Origin of the sequence: Pseudomonas sp. BT-42-2 (assembly GCF_025847435.2) — a bacterium.
Lineage (GTDB): Bacteria > Pseudomonadota > Gammaproteobacteria > Pseudomonadales > Pseudomonadaceae > Aquipseudomonas > Aquipseudomonas urmiensis.
This window is the reverse complement of the sequence record NZ_JAOYTM010000016.1, coordinates 147,668-163,055: the sequence shown is the minus strand read 5'-3', so window position 1 is coordinate 163,055 and position 15,388 is coordinate 147,668. Positions and strand designations below refer to the sequence as shown.

Below are 15,388 nucleotides of genomic sequence, written 5' to 3'. Positions count from 1 at the left end.
CTGGCATGGCGTTCACCGATCCGTTCATCCGCCGCCCGGTGTTGGCCAGCGTGGTCAGCTTGCTGATCCTGCTGCTGGGTTTCCAGGCCTGGAGCAAGCTGCAGATCCGCCAGTACCCGCAGATGGAAAACGCCCTGATCACGGTGACCACCGCCTACCCCGGAGCCAACGCCGAAACCATCCAGGGCTACATCACCCAGCCGCTGCAGCAGAGCCTGGCCAGCGCCGAAGGCATCGACTACATGACCTCGGTGAGCCGCCAGAACTTCTCGATCATCTCCATCTACGCGCGTATTGGCGCCAACAGCGACCGGCTGTTCACCGAGCTGTTGGCCAAGGCCAACGAAGTGCGCAACAAGCTGCCGCAAGAATCCGAAGACCCGGTGCTGAGCAAAGAAGCCGCCGACGCTTCGGCGCTGATGTACATCAGCTTCTACAGCGAGCAGATGAGCAACCCGCAAATCACCGATTATCTGTCGCGGGTGATCCAGCCCAAGCTGGCCACCCTGCCAGGCATGGCTGAAGCCGAGATCCTCGGCAACCAGGTGTTCGCCATGCGCATCTGGATCGACCCGGTCAAGCTGGCAGGCTTCGGCCTCTCGGCCAACGATGTGACCGCGGCGGTGCGCCGCTACAACTTCCTTTCCGCTGCCGGTGAGGTCAAAGGCGAGTACGTGGTGACCAGCATCAACGCCACCACCGAACTGAAATCGCCGGAAGCCTTCGCCGCCCTGCCGCTCAAGACCGAGGGCGATACCCGGGTGCTGCTGGGCGACGTCGCGCGCGTCGAAATGGGCGCGGAAAACTACGACACGGTCAGCTCGTTCGATGGCACGCCATCGGTGTACATCGGCATCAAGGCCACGCCTGCGGCCAACCCGCTGGAGGTGATCAAGGAAGTGCGGCGGATCATGCCAGAGCTGGAGAGCCAGTTGCCGGCAAGCCTGAAGGTGTCCATCGCCTATGACGCCACGCTGTTCATCCAGGCCTCGATCGATGAAGTGATCAAGACCCTTGGCGAGGCGGTGCTGATCGTCATCGTCGTGGTGTTCCTGTTCCTCGGCGCGCTGCGTTCGGTGTTGATCCCGGTCATCACCATCCCGCTGTCGATGATCGGCGTATTGTTTTTCATGCAGATGATGGGCTATTCGCTGAATTTGCTCACGCTCCTGGCGATGGTGCTGGCCATCGGCCTGGTGGTGGACGATGCCATCGTCGTGGTGGAAAACATCCACCGCCATATCGAAGAGGGCAAGTCGCCCTTCGATGCAGCCCTGGAGGGCGCCCGCGAAATCGCCATGCCGGTGGTGTCGATGACCATCACCCTGGCCGCCGTGTATGCGCCGATTGGCTTTCTGCAAGGACTGACCGGCGCCCTGTTCAAGGAGTTCGCCCTGACCCTGGCGGGTGCGGTAATCATCTCCGGCGTTGTCGCCCTGACCCTGTCGCCGATGATGTGCGCACTGTTGCTGCGTCACGAGCAGAACCCCAGCGGCCTGGCCCATCGCCTGGATGTGCTGTTCGAAGGGCTCAAGGTTCGCTACCAGCGTCTGCTGCACGGCACCCTCAACAGCCGGCCGGTGGTGCTGGTGTTCGCCGTGATCATCCTGTGCCTGATCCCGGTCCTGCTGAAATTCACCCAGAGTGAACTGGCGCCCAACGAAGACCAGGGCGTGATCTTCATGATGAGCAGTTCGCCGCAGCCGGCCAACCTGGATTACCTGAACGCCTACACCGACGAGTTCACCACGATCTTCAAGAGCTTCCCCGAGTATTACTCCTCGTTCCAGATCAACGGTTTCAATGGGGTACAGAGCGGCATCGGCGGCTTTTTGCTCAAGCCGTGGAATGAGCGCGAACGCAGCCAGATGGAGTTACTGCCGCTGGTCCAAGCCAAGCTCGAAGAGATCGGCGGCCTGCAGATCTTTGGCTTCAACCTGCCCTCGCTGCCGGGCACCGGCGAGGGTCTGCCGTTCCAATTCGTGATCAACAGCGCTGGCGATTACCCCGCCCTGCTGGAAGTCGCCCAGCGGGTCAAGGAACGTGCCCAGGCCTCGGGCAAGTTCGCCTTCCTCGATATCGACCTGGCGTTCGACAAGCCTGAAGTGGTGGTCGACATCGACCGGGCCAAAGCGGCGCAGATGGGCGTATCGATGGACGTGCTCGGCGGTACCCTGGCGACCCTGCTGGGCGAAGCCGAGATCAACCGCTTTACCCTGGAAGGGCGCAGCTACAAGGTTATCGCCCAGGTCGAGCGGCCGTACCGCGATAACCCAGGCTGGCTGAACAACTACTACGTGAAGAACGACCAGGGCCAACTACTGCCGCTGTCGACCCTGATCACCCTCAGCGACCGCGCCCGCCCGCGCCAGCTCAACCAGTTCCAGCAGCTGAACTCGGCGATGATCCAGGGCGTGCCGATGGTCAGCATGGGAGAGGCGCTGGCAACCGTGCAGCAGATCGCCCGCGAAGAGGCGCCGGAAGGCTTCTCTTTCGACTATGCCGGAGTTGCGCGGCAGTTCGTCCAGGAAGGCACCGCGCTGTGGGTAACCTTTGGCCTGGCGCTGGCGATCATCTTCCTGGTGCTGGCGGCGCAGTTCGAGAGTTTCCGCGATCCGCTGGTGATCCTGGTGACCGTGCCGCTGTCGATTTGCGGGGCGTTGCTGCCGTTGTTTTTGGGGGTGTCGAGCATGAACATCTACACCCAGGTGGGTTTGGTGACGCTGATCGGGTTGATCACCAAGCACGGCATTTTGATCGTCGAATTCGCCAATCAATTGCGTGAAGAAAAGGGCCTGGACAGGCGCGAGGCGATTGAAGAGGCGGCAGCGATTCGCTTGCGCCCGGTGCTGATGACCACCGCCGCGATGGTATTTGGCATGGTGCCACTGATTCTTGCGACAGGCGCCGGGGCGGTGAGCCGCTTCGATATCGGCATGGTGATCGCAACCGGGATGTCGATCGGGACACTGTTTACCCTGTTTGTGTTGCCCTGCATCTATACCTTGCTGGCGCACAAGACGATTGCAGGGGAACAGCAGACGGTGATCGAGAGGTAGTCGTGGAGACTGGCGAAGCCCTCGCTAGCGGATGGGGGCTGCCATGCAGCCCGTCGCAGGCTTCGCCAGCTCTTACAGGGAATGAATGACTCGGATATTGTCAGCCGAACGGCCGCAACCCTTGACGCAAGCCGAACAGGAACAGCAGCAGATCATTGTCTGGCTGCGCCACGGCTTGCTGTTTTGCCACACGCGGCAGAGCGCACTGCCCTGCCTGATCAGCTTTGCTGAATACCGTTGGGCCCGGTTCGTCCCAGGCAGCCGCAGCTGCCGTCGTCACCACCAATGCGCCCACCAGAAACAAAGCTCGAGCTATTTCTAGTTTCATTGCTCTAACCCTTTGACAGCGCTGCCAAACGCCATCTGGTAAAAATAGAGCAGTGTTTGCCACTCTGCCTCGTTGAGTGACGAATGGCGGCGTAGCTGACCCAGGTCATTCAGCGCTGCACGCTGGCGACTGATGCGCCGCCGGCACTTCTCCAAATCGAGCAACGCGACTTCAGCGCGGGCTTGCTCGCCCTCGCCACTGATCTTGATGAATACATGCTTGCCGTACAGGCAGCCATGCTGCCAATGGCCCAGGTGCATGCGCGCCAGATTGTCGGCCAAATCCTTGAGCATGCGTTCGTGCACCACCTGCGGATAGCGCTGCCGCGCGCCCTCGGCATGCCAGGTATCCAGATCGACAAAGCCATCCAGCGCTTCGCTGACCAACAGCGCACGCCACTGGTGATCGCCATCGCGTTGAACACCGCAGTAGACGATGCGCGGCACGCGTACACCCAGTTGTTCGAAGCTGTGCAAGGCGTCCTGCTCGCGCAGCACCGTTGGCCGACCAAACGGATGCAGCAGGCTGCGATAGAGGTGCCCGACCTGGCGCTTGGCGTACAGCAACTGCCCGCTTGCGTCGTTCAGCCGCTGCACGCCGCTTTCGCCGCCGCGCCGCTGATTGGGTTCCTCTACCCACTCACCCTGCTGTTGCCAGTAGTAATCGAACTGCGAACCGCGACCCTGGGCTACCGCCATGAATACCTACCCCTTGCGTAATACGTAAACTCGCCACATGGCGTAGAACGGCAGGAAGTCCAGACGTTCCTGAATTCTAAAGCCGGCAGTCAAAAATTCTTGCTCGACTGTGTCAGCGGGTAACACGAAGCGGTTTTGGTAACTGCCCTGCTCCGCTTTGGCGCTACGACGCTGCTCGAGCTTTTTGCGCCGCCAGGCTTTGAAGTTGCCATCAACCCACAGCGACAGGATTACGCTGTCGCGGCTAACCCGATGAAACTCCGAGAGAATGGTCTGGCGATGGGCCGCTTCGCCGATGTGGTGGAACAGGCGCATGCAGAAGATGCTGTCCACGGCGTTGTCCGGCAGATCGATGGCAAAGGCTGAAGTCTGCAAGGGCCGTACCCGCGCCACCACCTCTGGCGGTTGCGCGGCACAGGCTGTCCCGATCATCGCTTCGGAGTTGTCGGCGCCAATGATTACCCGATTGGCCTTTTCCGCCAGCAGCGGCCAGAAGCGGCCAGCGCCGCAGGGCAGGTCGAGCACCAGGCCAGGGTCGCCCGCCAGTGCCAGGGCGCGCCGCGCCAATTGCTCATCACGCTGGTGAGACAGGCGACGAGCCAAGCCATCCTGGTGCTTGAGGAAGTAGTCACGGGCGTGTTGCTGGTCGTACTTCTCGGAAAATTCGAGTTTGATGGGGCTACGCATTGGGCATCTCCAGACTCCAGTGCGCTCACCTTAGGTAAGCGCGCGTTGGAATCAGGTTATGCAAATGTGAAAAATCTGTCGGACTTTTCCACAAGTTTTGCAAGAAGTTACTAATTACTTGGTAGAGGGCTCTTGGCCGATCAGCGTGCCCGCTTCCGGCGCTGGCGCGCCCTGACTGAGGTCGACCTGGAAGCGACACCCGTGTGGCAAGGTCGCGCTCAGGGTGACCCGCCAGCCCTGGTCGTCACAGATCCGCTGCACCAGTGACAGGCCCAGGCCCAGACCCTCGCCGCGGCGCTCATCGCCACGCACGAAGGGGCGGAACATCGCTTCGCGCTGCTCTTCCGGGATACCCACACCGCTGTCCTCGACACTGAAACCGTTAGCCTCCAGGCTCAGGCGGATGTAGCCACTGTCGGTGTAGTGCGCCGCGTTGCGCAGCAAGTTGCCCATCACCGATTGCAGGAAGGTGGCGTTGTACAGCACCGGGCTGGCGCTGACCCGGCCGTCGTAGTACAGGGTCAGGCCCTTTTGCTCGACGGTATCGCGCCAGACGCCGATCAGATCGTCGGCCACCTCACGCAAAGTCGCCTTGGAGGCGACCGCGCCTTCATCGCGCTGGGCGCGGGCGAGCATCAGGAAGGTCTTGACCAGCTCACGCATCTCCTCGGTGGCGCGGGCGATGCGCTCCACCTGGTTACGCGCGCGGCTGTCCAGGCCGGGGTTTTCCATCAGCAGCTCGCAAGAAGTGGCCAGCACCATCAGTGGCGTGCGCAATTCATGGCTGACGTCACTGGTGAATAGCCGCTCGCGGGTCAACGCATCGCGCAACCGGCCCAGGGTGTCATCGAAGGCCACCGCCAACTGGCCAACCTCGTCCGCGGCATAGTCCGGGGCCAAGGGCGGCGCCAGGCCGAGCAACTGATCGCGATGGCGAACCTGGCGCGCCAGGCGGATTACCGGGGCCATCACGCGCCGGGCCAGCAGCCAGCCGAGGATCACCGCCAGCACCAGGCTGAGCACGAAACCCACTACCACCACCGCGAACAGCACCCGCTCGCGCTCTTCGAAATCACTCTGGTCCTGCAACAGCACGTAGTGACGACCGTCCACTACCTCGACCATGGCGTGGTAAGACAACTGATCGCGGAACACTTCATGGAAACCGGCGTTGAGGTGGCGCAAGTCCTTGGGCAACTCGAAATCGTCGCGCCCGCCACTGAAGTAGAACAGCTGGTCCGGGCGTGGCCGGTGGCTCCAGTCACTGACGCTGTCCATGCGCAGCAGGCGCTGCAGGTCACCGCCGAGCACGGCAGAGATCAGCCGTTCTTCGACCAGGTGCACGGTGGCGACGATACCGAAGGCGAAGGCCCCGGCCACCAGGGCGCTCATCAAGGCAAAGGCGATGATGATGCGCTGGGCAAGGCTTTGCTTAAACTCCATCGCGACCCTCGGCGAGGCGATAGCCGACGCCGTGGACGGTATGCAGCAACGGTTTGTCGAAAGGTTTGTCGATCACTTGGCGCAGCTGGTGGACATGGCTGCGCAGGCTGTCACTGTCGGGGCAGTCATCGCCCCACAGGGCTTCTTCCAGCACTTCGCGGCGCAGCACGTGCGGGCTCTTCTGCATCAGTACCGCGAGCAGCTTGAGGCCCACCGGGTTGAGCTTGAGCAAGCGGCCCTGGCGGGTGACTTCGAGGGTGTCCAGGTCATAGCTGAGGTCGGCGACCTGCAACGTGCGGCGCCCTCCCCCTTGGCTGCGGCGCAGCACCGCTTCGATGCGCGCGGCCAGCTCCGACAACGCGAACGGCTTGAGCAGGTAGTCGTCGGCACCGGAGCGAAAGCCCTGCAGGCGGTCATCCAGTTGATCGCGAGCGGTGAGCATGATCACCGGCGTGTCGCGACGGGCATCCTCGCGCAGGCGCTTGCACAGGGTGTAGCCATCGATGCCGGGCAGCATGATGTCGAGCACGATCAGGTCGTAGTGCTCGGTCGCGGCCAGGTGCAGGCCAGACAAACCATCCTGGGCACAATCGACGGTGTAGCCCTTCATGCCGAGGTAATCGGCCAGATTGGCAAGAATATCGCGGTTGTCTTCAACCAAAAGAATGCGCATCGGGGTCTCCTGTGCGGCGCTTTCGCAGTGCGCGGCAGGCGCAGCTTACGGCCATCAATGGCCGGGCGCCAGCCTTGCGGGGATATCGTCGATGCCGACGCTTTTTTCACCGAACCTTCACCCGCTCAAGATAGCGGTGAGCAGACAATGGCCGATCTCTTTCGCTCCTGGAGCCACCATGCATTCAGCCGCTCGACCTCGCCCGCTCAATCTTTGGCTGTACCTGGGCATCCCGCTGGCCATCGCTGCGGGCCTGTTGCTGCTTGAATTGACCCCATTGGACATGGACCTGGCCACACTGGCCTTCGACCCGGGCGCGGGGCAGTTCATCGGCCGCCATAGCTATTGGCTGGAAACCATCCTGCACGATCGGGTCAAGCAGGCGGTGATCGGCTTGGGCTTGCTGGCGGTGCTCGCCTTCATCACCAGCTTGGTCTGGCCGCGCCTGTTTGCCTGGCGCCGTGAGCTCGGCTGCCTGGTGCTGTCGCTGGCGCTTTCGACCAGTTTCGTCACCCCGCTCAAGCAGCTGACGGCGGTGCAGTGCCCATGGAGCCTGAGCCAGTTTGGCGGTAAGGAGACCTACAGCAAGCTGCTGGAGGCACGCCCTGCGACCGACAAACCGGGGATGTGCTGGCCGGGTGGGCATGCGGCGACTGGGTTCAGCCTGTTTGCGCTGTTCTTCGTGCTGCGTGACCGGCGCCCGCGCATGGCGCGAGCGGCGTTGCTGGTGGCGACCACGACCGGCGTGGTGTTGTCATTGGGGCGGATGTTGCAGGGGGCGCATTTTTTCTCGCACAACGTGTGGACGGCGGTGTTCTGCTGGCTAATTGGATTGGGCTGTTATTACTTGGTGTTGTATCGCCGGGGAGTGGCTTGCGTGCCGGTCGGGCAGAATAGCGTCGCCTGAGCAGGTTTGGGGCCGCTTTGCGGCCCATCGCGGGCGAGCCATCGCCTACAGGGACGGGCTGTCTGTAGAAGAGGGCTCGTCGCAGCGCCGAACCGCTGCGATGGGCGCAAAGCGGCCTTGATATCTCGACACAAAAAACAAAAAGCCCCGCACTAGGCGGGGCTTCTCGTTACAGCGAGGGGGTAAGGCTGGCTTACATCATGCCGCCCATGCCGCCCATGCCACCCATGCCGCCCATGTCAGGCATGCCGCCAGCAGGAGCTTCCTGAGGAGCGTCGGCAATCATCGCCTCGGTGGTGATCATCAGACCGCCGATCGAAGCTGCAGCTTGCAGCGCCGAGCGAGTGACCTTGGCTGGGTCAAGGATGCCCATCTCGATCATGTCGCCGTATTCGCCGGTAGCGGCGTTGTAACCAAAGTTACCCGAACCTTGCTTGACCTTGTCAGCGACAACGCTTGGCTCGTCGCCGGCGTTGGCAGTGATCTGGCGCAGCGGCGATTCAACGGCGCGGCGCAGCAGGGCGATACCGACGTTCTGGTCTTCGTTGTCGCCTTTGAGGTCGACAATGGCTGCCAGGGCACGTACCAGGGCAACACCACCGCCAGGCACCACGCCTTCTTCAACGGCTGCACGGGTAGCGTGCAGGGCGTCTTCAACGCGGGCTTTCTTCTCTTTCATTTCAACTTCGGTGCCAGCACCGACCTTGATCACGGCAACACCGCCAGCCAGCTTGGCCAGACGCTCTTGCAGCTTCTCACGGTCGTAGTCAGACGAAGTCTCTTCGATCTGGGCACGGATCTGCTTGACGCGTGCTTCGATGTCAGCGTCGACGCCAGCGCCGTCGATGATGGTGGTGTTTTCCTTGGACAGGATGACGCGCTTGGCGTTACCCAGGTGCTCCAGGGTAGCCGACTCCAGGGACAGACCGATCTCTTCGGAGATGACGGTACCGCCAGTCAGAACGGCGATGTCTTGCAGCATGGCCTTGCGGCGATCACCGAAGCCAGGAGCCTTGACCGCAGCGACCTTGACGATGCCGCGCATGTTGTTGACTACCAGGGTAGCCAGCGCTTCGCCTTCAACGTCTTCAGCCACGATCAGCAGCGGACGGCCGGCCTTGGCAACGGCTTCCAGAACTGGCAGCAGCTCACGGATGTTGGAGATCTTCTTGTCGACCAGCAGCAGCAGCGGGCCTTCGAGCTCGGCAACCATGGTGTCTGGCTTGTTGACGAAGTAAGGCGACAGGTAGCCGCGGTCGAACTGCATGCCTTCTACGACAGACAGTTCGTTTTCCAGGCCCGAGCCTTCTTCAACGGTGATGACGCCTTCTTTACCGACTTTTTCCATGGCTTCGGCGATGATCTCACCGATGGAGGTGTCGGAGTTGGCGGAGATGGTGCCTACCTGAGCGATGGCCTTGGAGTCGGCGCATGGCTTGGACAGGTTTTTCAGCTCGGCGACGACAGCGGCGGTGGCCTTGTCGATACCGCGCTTCAGATCCATCGGGTTCATGCCGGCAGCGACGGCCTTGAGGCCTTCGTTGACGATGGCTTGAGCCAGAACGGTAGCGGTGGTGGTGCCGTCACCGGCAGCATCGTTGGCCTTGGAAGCAACTTCCTTGACCAGTTGGGCGCCCATGTTTTCAAAGGCGTCTTTCAGTTCGATTTCCTTGGCAACCGAAACACCGTCTTTGGTGATGGTTGGCGCACCGAAGCTCTTGGCCAGGACAACGTTACGGCCTTTCGGGCCGAGGGTCGCTTTAACAGCGTCAGCCAGAACGTTGACACCAACGAGCATTTTCTTACGGGCGGAATCGCCGAATTTTACGTCTTTAGCAGCCATGATCGTTTAATCCTTGGAAATTCTTTGGAGTAACGGGAAATCGGGGAAATCAGCCTTCGACAACGGCGAGAATCTCGTTCTCAGCCATTACCAGCAGGTCTTCGCCATCGACTTTCACAGTGTTGCTGCCCGAGTAAGGGCCGAAAACCACTTTGTCACCCACTTTCACGGCCAGCGCGCGAACTTCGCCGTTGTCCAGGATGCGACCGGTGCCGACGGCAACAACTTCACCGCGGTTTGGTTTTTCAGCGGCCGAACCCGGCAGGACGATACCGCCAGCGGTTTTCGATTCTTCTTCGCTGCGACGGATGACTACGCGGTCATGCAGAGGACGAAGCTTCATTGTCGATCTCTCCCAAATTGTGGTTTTCATCGGCCGGTGTCGACACCGGCGGTTGAGGCATTCCGGCGTTGCCGGGAGGGGCCTGCATCAGCAAACCCCTGAGTCTTGTCTGGCGTTGCCACCAGAAACCTTGCGGTGACCACATACATGAGGCCGCTGGAAACAATTACAAGGCTTGCCCTGGAAAAAATTTCATAGCCTTATCGCAAAACGCACAACGGCCCCTCTCGGGGCCGCTGGGCAAAGGCTTGCAACAGTTACTTGTCGCGCCGCTCGTACTCGCCTTCGATGACGTTAGGACGGTGGGCACCCTCTGGCGGACGGGCACTGTACGGATCGTCCTGGAACGCTCGCTGGCGCATGGCCTGAGCCTCGGCCCGCTGACGCAGCTTGCGCGCCGCCAGGTGACGGGTGAACGGCAGCAGGCAGATCAGGCCGAGCACGTCGCTGATGAAACCTGGGATCAGCAACAGGCCACCACCGACCGCCAGCATCATGCCCTGGAACATGTCCTCGGCGGGCAGCTCGCCGCGCTGCAGGCTCTCACGGGCACGCAAGGCGGTGGCCAAGCCGGCCACACGCATCACCAGCACACCCAGGGCGGAACCGGCGATGATCAACAGCAGCGCCGGGAAGAAACCGATGGCGGCGCTGACTTTGACGAAGACGAACAGCTCCAGCACCGGAAAAATCAGAAACAGCAGTAGGAAAACACGCATCAAGGGTTCCTCGACGGAAGACAACCTTCCAGTAAGACCTCAAATGGATGCGTGTGCTCGTTTTTTCAACCCTCGACGTCCGCCGCGGTTGGCCAACTGTGGGCGCGCGCCAGCAAAACCAGGGCTTCGCGAACTTGTGTCGGCGTATTGCAGGTGCTTGGGAATGGCAGCCAGTAAACCGCCTGACCGATGCGCAGGTGCATGCCCTCACTGTCGATGCCGACCAGTTGCGCCGCTGGCGTGCGCGGCAAGTCGCTCAGTTCGACGTAGTGGGCGATGGCGTTGGCATGGTCGCTGTTCATGTGCTCGATCATGCTCGCCTCGGCCTTGCCGGCAAAGGTGTTGGCCAGGGTGACCTGGTCGAGCCAGTGAATCGCACCGAAGCCGCCGATGTAGCGGTGGCGCACCGGCTGCAGCACCCAGAAATCGAAGTCATGGGCCTTGTGGTAATTGGCGGCTTCCGGGAAGTAGCGGTAGTAACGCTCGGCCGCCGCGTCGATGGCCGCTTCATCGGTGAGCTTGTGCGCCTCGGCCATGACCGTAAGGCGGCCAACGGCCTGCACATCCTCGGCGTCGCGCTCACCGACCAGCAGCGAGCACTTGGGGTCTTTTTGCAGGTTGTGGGTGTGTTGGGCGATGCGGCTGATGAGGATCAGCGGATGGCCTTCGGCGTCCAGGCAGTACGGCACGACGGAACCGAACGGGTAGCCGGGCATGGACTTGGAATGGGTCGAGAGCACGCCGCGGTATTCCTTGAGCAGCAGTTCCCGGGCGGGGCGAAGGGCGTTGGTACTCACGAAAGAGGCTCCTGAAGAAAATCAGCTGCAAGCTATAAGCTACAAGCGGCAAGAAAAAGCAAGCCAGCGACGCCGGTTAAAGGTCCGTACGTCCGCTCTTGCTTGCCGCTTGTAGCTTACCGCTAGCAACTGCTTTTACCAGGTAACGCCAAAGCCTGCGGTATAGCGGGTTTTGTCCAGATCGCTGTCACGGGTACCCTGGATCATGTCCTTCTCGGCCTTGAGGTTCAGCGAGGCCCACTCGGTAACCTTGTAGCGCAGGCCGATCTCGGCATCCAGCGAGTAGTCGGCGACCCCACCCAGCGGCTTGCCCAGCTCGCCATTGGTGAACAGCTGGACGTTCTTGCCGATCAGGTAGCGGGTGTAGTCCCACTTGACTGCCGCCGAATAGAAGTTGTCCTTGCCGCCATCACGGTATTGGTAGTCCGTGCGGTTGATCAGCGAGCCGAGCGAGAACGCGCCCAGCTCGTCATCCCAGAACTGGTAACCCGGGCCGGTACCCACGGTACGCTGGCGGGCCAGGTCTTCGATGTGGTCACGCTTGTATTCCAGACGGCCCTGCCAGAACCATTTCTCGGTGAGGAAACGATCCAGCGCGTACTCGGCGCTCCAATTGTTGGTGGTGGTGACGTCGTCCTTGGTTTCGCGGTTGTACTCGCCTTCGGCGTTGTGCCGCCAGCGGCCGTGGCGGGCGGTAGTCTTGAAGCTGACGTCGTAGTCGTCGGTGTCGTTCTCGGCGCGCTTGTAGTCCATGGCCAGGTCAACATTGCCCTTCCACAGGAAGTCTTCGACCAAAGGTCGCGGCTTCATGATCTGCTCGATGCTGGCCAGATCGACGGTCTTGGGCGCATCGCCGTTGGCCAGGGTGACCTTGCCTGGCTCGGCGGCCTTGAGCGACTTGGCTTTCTCGCCCGTGTAGGCGTCCTGCTTGACCAGCATCTCCTGATCGCTTTCCAGCGTCTGCACCTGTTTCCAGTCCAGGGCGATGGAGCCACCATACGGCGTCTCGAGCAGCAGCTTGCCGCCGTCGAAGACCTTGATCTTGCCACTGAGCTTGTCACCGTTCTTCATCCAGACGGTGTCGGCCAACACAGGGGTACACAGGGATGCGGCGATAAGGCAGAGCAAGGTTCTAGAATACATAAGCTGACTACGGGCTCGGTTTGACGAAAAAAGCCGGGCATTATCCAGATGCACACGACTAGAGCAAGGACAGACCCAGCCCATGCCGTTGAGTTCAACTCTCATTTACCAGGCCTACACGCCGTTTGGCCTGCCACACCCGGCGCTCGCCTGATGTCAGGGGTTTCGCACCTTTCGGCGGAAGATGCCGATGCCCGACGAATGGCACTGTATTCCGTGCTGGGCCAGATTCCCTCGGGCAAGGTCGTCAGCTATGGCCAGCTGGCCGAGTTGGCAGGGTTAGGGCGAGCAGCGCGTTGGGTCGGGCGTACCCTTGGGCAGTTGCCTGCGGACACCCGTTTGCCCTGGCACCGGGTGCTCGGCGCCGGAGGGCGCCTGAGCCTGGCACTGGGCACCCCGTCGGGCGACGAACAGCGTGCTCGGCTGCGCGCGGAAGGGGTCAATGTAACCAATAATCGTGTGGATATGACGCACCATGGCTGGCGTCCAATGGAGCACAGCGGTTAGAGTGCGCGCTTTGTTTTCGTAAACTTGAGGCAGATGTTGGCCCATGCCCCGTAAAACCTGGCGCGCTGCGCTCGCTGCCTATGCCAGCCCGTCAACCCTGGTGCTCTTGCTGCTTGGCTTTGCCGCCGGCCTGCCGTACATGCTGGTGTTCTCAACGCTTTCGGTGTGGTTGCGCGAAGCCGGTGTGGCGCGCGAAACCATCGGCTATGCCAGCCTGATCGGCCTTGCCTACGCCTTCAAATGGGTCTGGTCGCCACTGCTCGACCAATGGCGCCTGCCACTGCTCGGCGGCCTTGGCCGGCGTCGCTCGTGGCTGCTGCTGTCGCAGGTGTTGGTGGTGATCGGCCTGGTCGGCATGGGCTTGTGCGACCCACAAAAGCATCTGTCGTGGCTGATTGCCTTGGCGGTGCTGGTGGCCTTCGCTTCAGCTACCCAGGACATCGCCGTCGACGCCTATCGCCTGGAAATCGCCGATGACCAGCGCCAAGCCGCCCTCGCCGCCAGCTACATGGCCGGTTACCGGGTCGCCGCGCTGTTGGCCACGGCCGGTGCACTGTTCTTCGCCGAGTGGTTTGGCTCCACTGGCTTCAGCTACTTGCACCAGGCGTGGACCGGCACCTACGTGCTGTTTGGCGTGATCATGCTGCCGGCGGTGTTCACTACCCTGGTGATGCGTGAACCACCGGTTCCGCTGCGCACTCAACTGTCTGCTGCACGTTATGGCCTGGGCCACCAGCTGGCTTCGGTGTTCGTGCTGATCATCCTGCTGGTATCGGTCCCAGCCAGCTTCACCCAGCTGTTCAATACCGACTGGGCCAGCGTAGTGTTCGGCGACTCGACCGTACTCGACCTGTTCCTCGAAGACCGCGCCTTCCTGCGTCTGCTGCTGTACGTGCTGCTGACCTGGGCCTGCCTGTCTTCCCTGGGCCGCCGCGGCCTGGCACCGGTGCTGACGCCGGTCAACGACTTCATCGCGCGTTATCGCTGGCAGGCGCTGCTGCTGTTGGGTCTGATCGCCACCTATCGCATGTCCGATACGGTGATGGGCGTGATGGCCAACGTGTTCTACATCGACATGGGCTTCACCAAGGACCAGATCGCCAGCGTCAGCAAGATCTTCGGCCTGATCATGACTCTGCTCGGCGCCGGTGCTGGCGGGCTGCTGATCGTGCGTTTCGGCATCATGCCGATCCTGTTCATCGGCGGCGTGGCATCGGCGGCGACCAACATCCTGTTCCTGATGCTGGCCGATATGGGGCCGAACCTGGAAATGCTGGTGGTGACTATTTCGCTGGATAACTTCAGCTCCGGCATGGCCACTTCGGCGTTCGTCGCCTACCTGTCCAGCCTGACCAATTTGAAGTTCTCGGCGACACAGTACGCGCTGCTCAGCTCGATCATGCTGCTGTTGCCGCGCTTGATTGGTGGTTACTCAGGGGTGATGGTGGAGAAGTTCGGCTATCACGACTTCTTCCTGATCACTGCGCTGCTGGGAGTGCCGACCTTGATCCTGATCGCCCTGCAGTGGCGTCAGGAGGCTGGGCGCGGCAAGCCGGCCCCTGTCGAGAACACCGCTACCGAGCAGCCTTGAGTCCAGCGCTGGTAATTCTGGCCTCTTCGCGGGCAAGCCCGCTCCCACAGGCACAGCGAAAAGCTTGAGGGCTGCGCTGGTAGTTCGGGCCTCTTCGCGGGCAAGCCCGCTCCCACAGGCACAGCGCAAAGCTTGAGGGCTGCGCAGGTAGTTCGGGCCTCTTCGCGGGCAAGCCCGCTCCCACAGGCACAGCGCAAAGCTTGAGGGCTGCGCTGGTAGTTGTGGCCTGCGCGGGCAAAGCCCGCACCCACAGGCACAGCGCAAAGCTTGAGGGCTGCGCTGGTAGTTCGGGCCTCTTCGCGGGCAAGCCCGCTCCCACAGACACAGCGCAAAGCTTGAGGGCTGCGCTGGTAGTTCTGGCCTTTTCGCGGGCAAGCCCGCTCCCACAGGCACAGCGCAAAGCTTGAGGGCTGCGCTGGTAGTTCGGGCCTCTTCGCGGGCAAGCCCGCTCACACAGGCACAGCGCAAAGCTTGAGGGCTGCGCTGGTAGTTCGGGCCTCTTCGCGGGCAAGCCCGCTCCCACAGACCCCGCGCAAAGCTTGAGGGCTGCGCTGGTAGTTGTGGCCTGCGCGGGCAAAGCCCGCACCCACAGGCACAGCGCAAAGCTTGAGGGCTGCGCTGTAACTGTGGGAGCGGGCTTGCCCGCGAAG

Annotated in this window: 14 protein-coding genes; 4 read left to right on the top strand and 10 right to left on the bottom strand. The window is 61.9% G+C overall.

Annotated features, from left to right (window positions below; genetic code table 11):
• Positions 1 to 5: 5 nt before the first annotated feature.
• Complete coding sequence (locus tag OIU19_RS20230) at positions 6 to 3,059, top strand: multidrug efflux RND transporter permease subunit (RefSeq protein WP_264236514.1); 3,054 nt, start codon at positions 6 to 8, stop codon at positions 3,057 to 3,059.
• A 100-nt stretch (positions 3,060 to 3,159) separates the two neighbouring features.
• On the opposite strand, the gene OIU19_RS20225 is transcribed toward OIU19_RS20230, so the two are convergent.
• The 5 genes from OIU19_RS20225 to colR form a co-directional block, all read right to left on the bottom strand.
• On the bottom strand, positions 3,160 to 3,387 hold the full coding sequence (locus OIU19_RS20225) for a hypothetical protein (protein WP_186553897.1): 228 nt from the start codon (positions 3,385 to 3,387) through the stop codon (positions 3,160 to 3,162).
• Positions 3,384 to 4,085, bottom strand: coding sequence for a lipopolysaccharide kinase InaA family protein (locus tag OIU19_RS20220; protein WP_264236513.1), 702 nt, complete (start codon positions 4,083 to 4,085; stop codon positions 3,384 to 3,386). Before OIU19_RS20220 ends, OIU19_RS20225 begins: the two co-directional genes overlap by 4 nt.
• A gap of 6 nt (positions 4,086 to 4,091) precedes the next feature.
• A complete protein-coding gene (locus OIU19_RS20215; protein ID WP_264236512.1) occupies positions 4,092 to 4,772 on the bottom strand; it encodes a class I SAM-dependent methyltransferase in 681 nt (226 codons plus the stop codon).
• A gap of 114 nt (positions 4,773 to 4,886) precedes the next feature.
• A complete protein-coding gene (locus tag OIU19_RS20210) occupies positions 4,887 to 6,215 on the bottom strand; it encodes a HAMP domain-containing sensor histidine kinase (protein WP_264236511.1) in 1,329 nt (442 codons plus the stop codon).
• The gene (colR, locus tag OIU19_RS20205) at positions 6,205 to 6,888 is read right to left on the bottom strand and encodes a two-component system response regulator ColR (protein WP_186553893.1); all 684 of its coding nucleotides are present in this window, start codon (positions 6,886 to 6,888) and stop codon (positions 6,205 to 6,207) included. The genes OIU19_RS20210 and colR overlap by 11 nt, the downstream gene beginning before the upstream one ends.
• Positions 6,889 to 7,066: 178 nt before the next feature.
• Here colR and OIU19_RS20200 point away from each other — a divergent pair, with 178 nt between their 5' ends.
• Positions 7,067 to 7,795 (top strand): phosphatase PAP2 family protein, encoded by a 729-nt coding sequence (locus OIU19_RS20200; protein WP_264236510.1) that lies wholly within the window; start codon positions 7,067 to 7,069, stop codon positions 7,793 to 7,795.
• A gap of 193 nt (positions 7,796 to 7,988) precedes the next feature.
• Here OIU19_RS20200 and groL read toward each other — a convergent pair whose 3' ends face one another.
• The 5 genes from groL to OIU19_RS20175 form a co-directional block, all read right to left on the bottom strand.
• Positions 7,989 to 9,638: a chaperonin GroEL gene (gene groL, locus OIU19_RS20195; RefSeq protein ID WP_264236509.1), complete on the bottom strand. Its 1,650-nt coding sequence runs from the start codon at positions 9,636 to 9,638 to the stop codon at positions 7,989 to 7,991.
• Between the two features lie 49 nt (positions 9,639 to 9,687).
• Entirely contained in the window at positions 9,688 to 9,981 is a 294-nt protein-coding gene (locus OIU19_RS20190) for a co-chaperone GroES (protein ID WP_016488938.1), read from the bottom strand.
• A 257-nt stretch (positions 9,982 to 10,238) separates the two neighbouring features.
• Positions 10,239 to 10,700, bottom strand: coding sequence for an FxsA family protein (locus OIU19_RS20185; protein WP_264236508.1), 462 nt, complete (start codon positions 10,698 to 10,700; stop codon positions 10,239 to 10,241).
• A 65-nt stretch (positions 10,701 to 10,765) separates the two neighbouring features.
• Positions 10,766 to 11,497: a HugZ family protein gene (locus tag OIU19_RS20180; protein WP_264236507.1), complete on the bottom strand. Its 732-nt coding sequence runs from the start codon at positions 11,495 to 11,497 to the stop codon at positions 10,766 to 10,768.
• A gap of 135 nt (positions 11,498 to 11,632) precedes the next feature.
• The gene (locus OIU19_RS20175; RefSeq protein ID WP_186553889.1) at positions 11,633 to 12,640 is read right to left on the bottom strand and encodes a DUF481 domain-containing protein; all 1,008 of its coding nucleotides are present in this window, start codon (positions 12,638 to 12,640) and stop codon (positions 11,633 to 11,635) included.
• 153 nt (positions 12,641 to 12,793) lie between these two features.
• On the opposite strand from OIU19_RS20175, the gene OIU19_RS20170 reads away from it, so the two are divergent.
• Positions 12,794 to 13,147: an MGMT family protein gene (locus OIU19_RS20170; RefSeq protein WP_264236506.1), complete on the top strand. Its 354-nt coding sequence runs from the start codon at positions 12,794 to 12,796 to the stop codon at positions 13,145 to 13,147.
• Between the two features lie 43 nt (positions 13,148 to 13,190).
• Positions 13,191 to 14,738 (top strand): AmpG family muropeptide MFS transporter, encoded by a 1,548-nt coding sequence (locus OIU19_RS20165; protein WP_264236505.1) that lies wholly within the window; start codon positions 13,191 to 13,193, stop codon positions 14,736 to 14,738.
• The last annotated feature ends 650 nt before the right edge of the window (positions 14,739 to 15,388 follow it).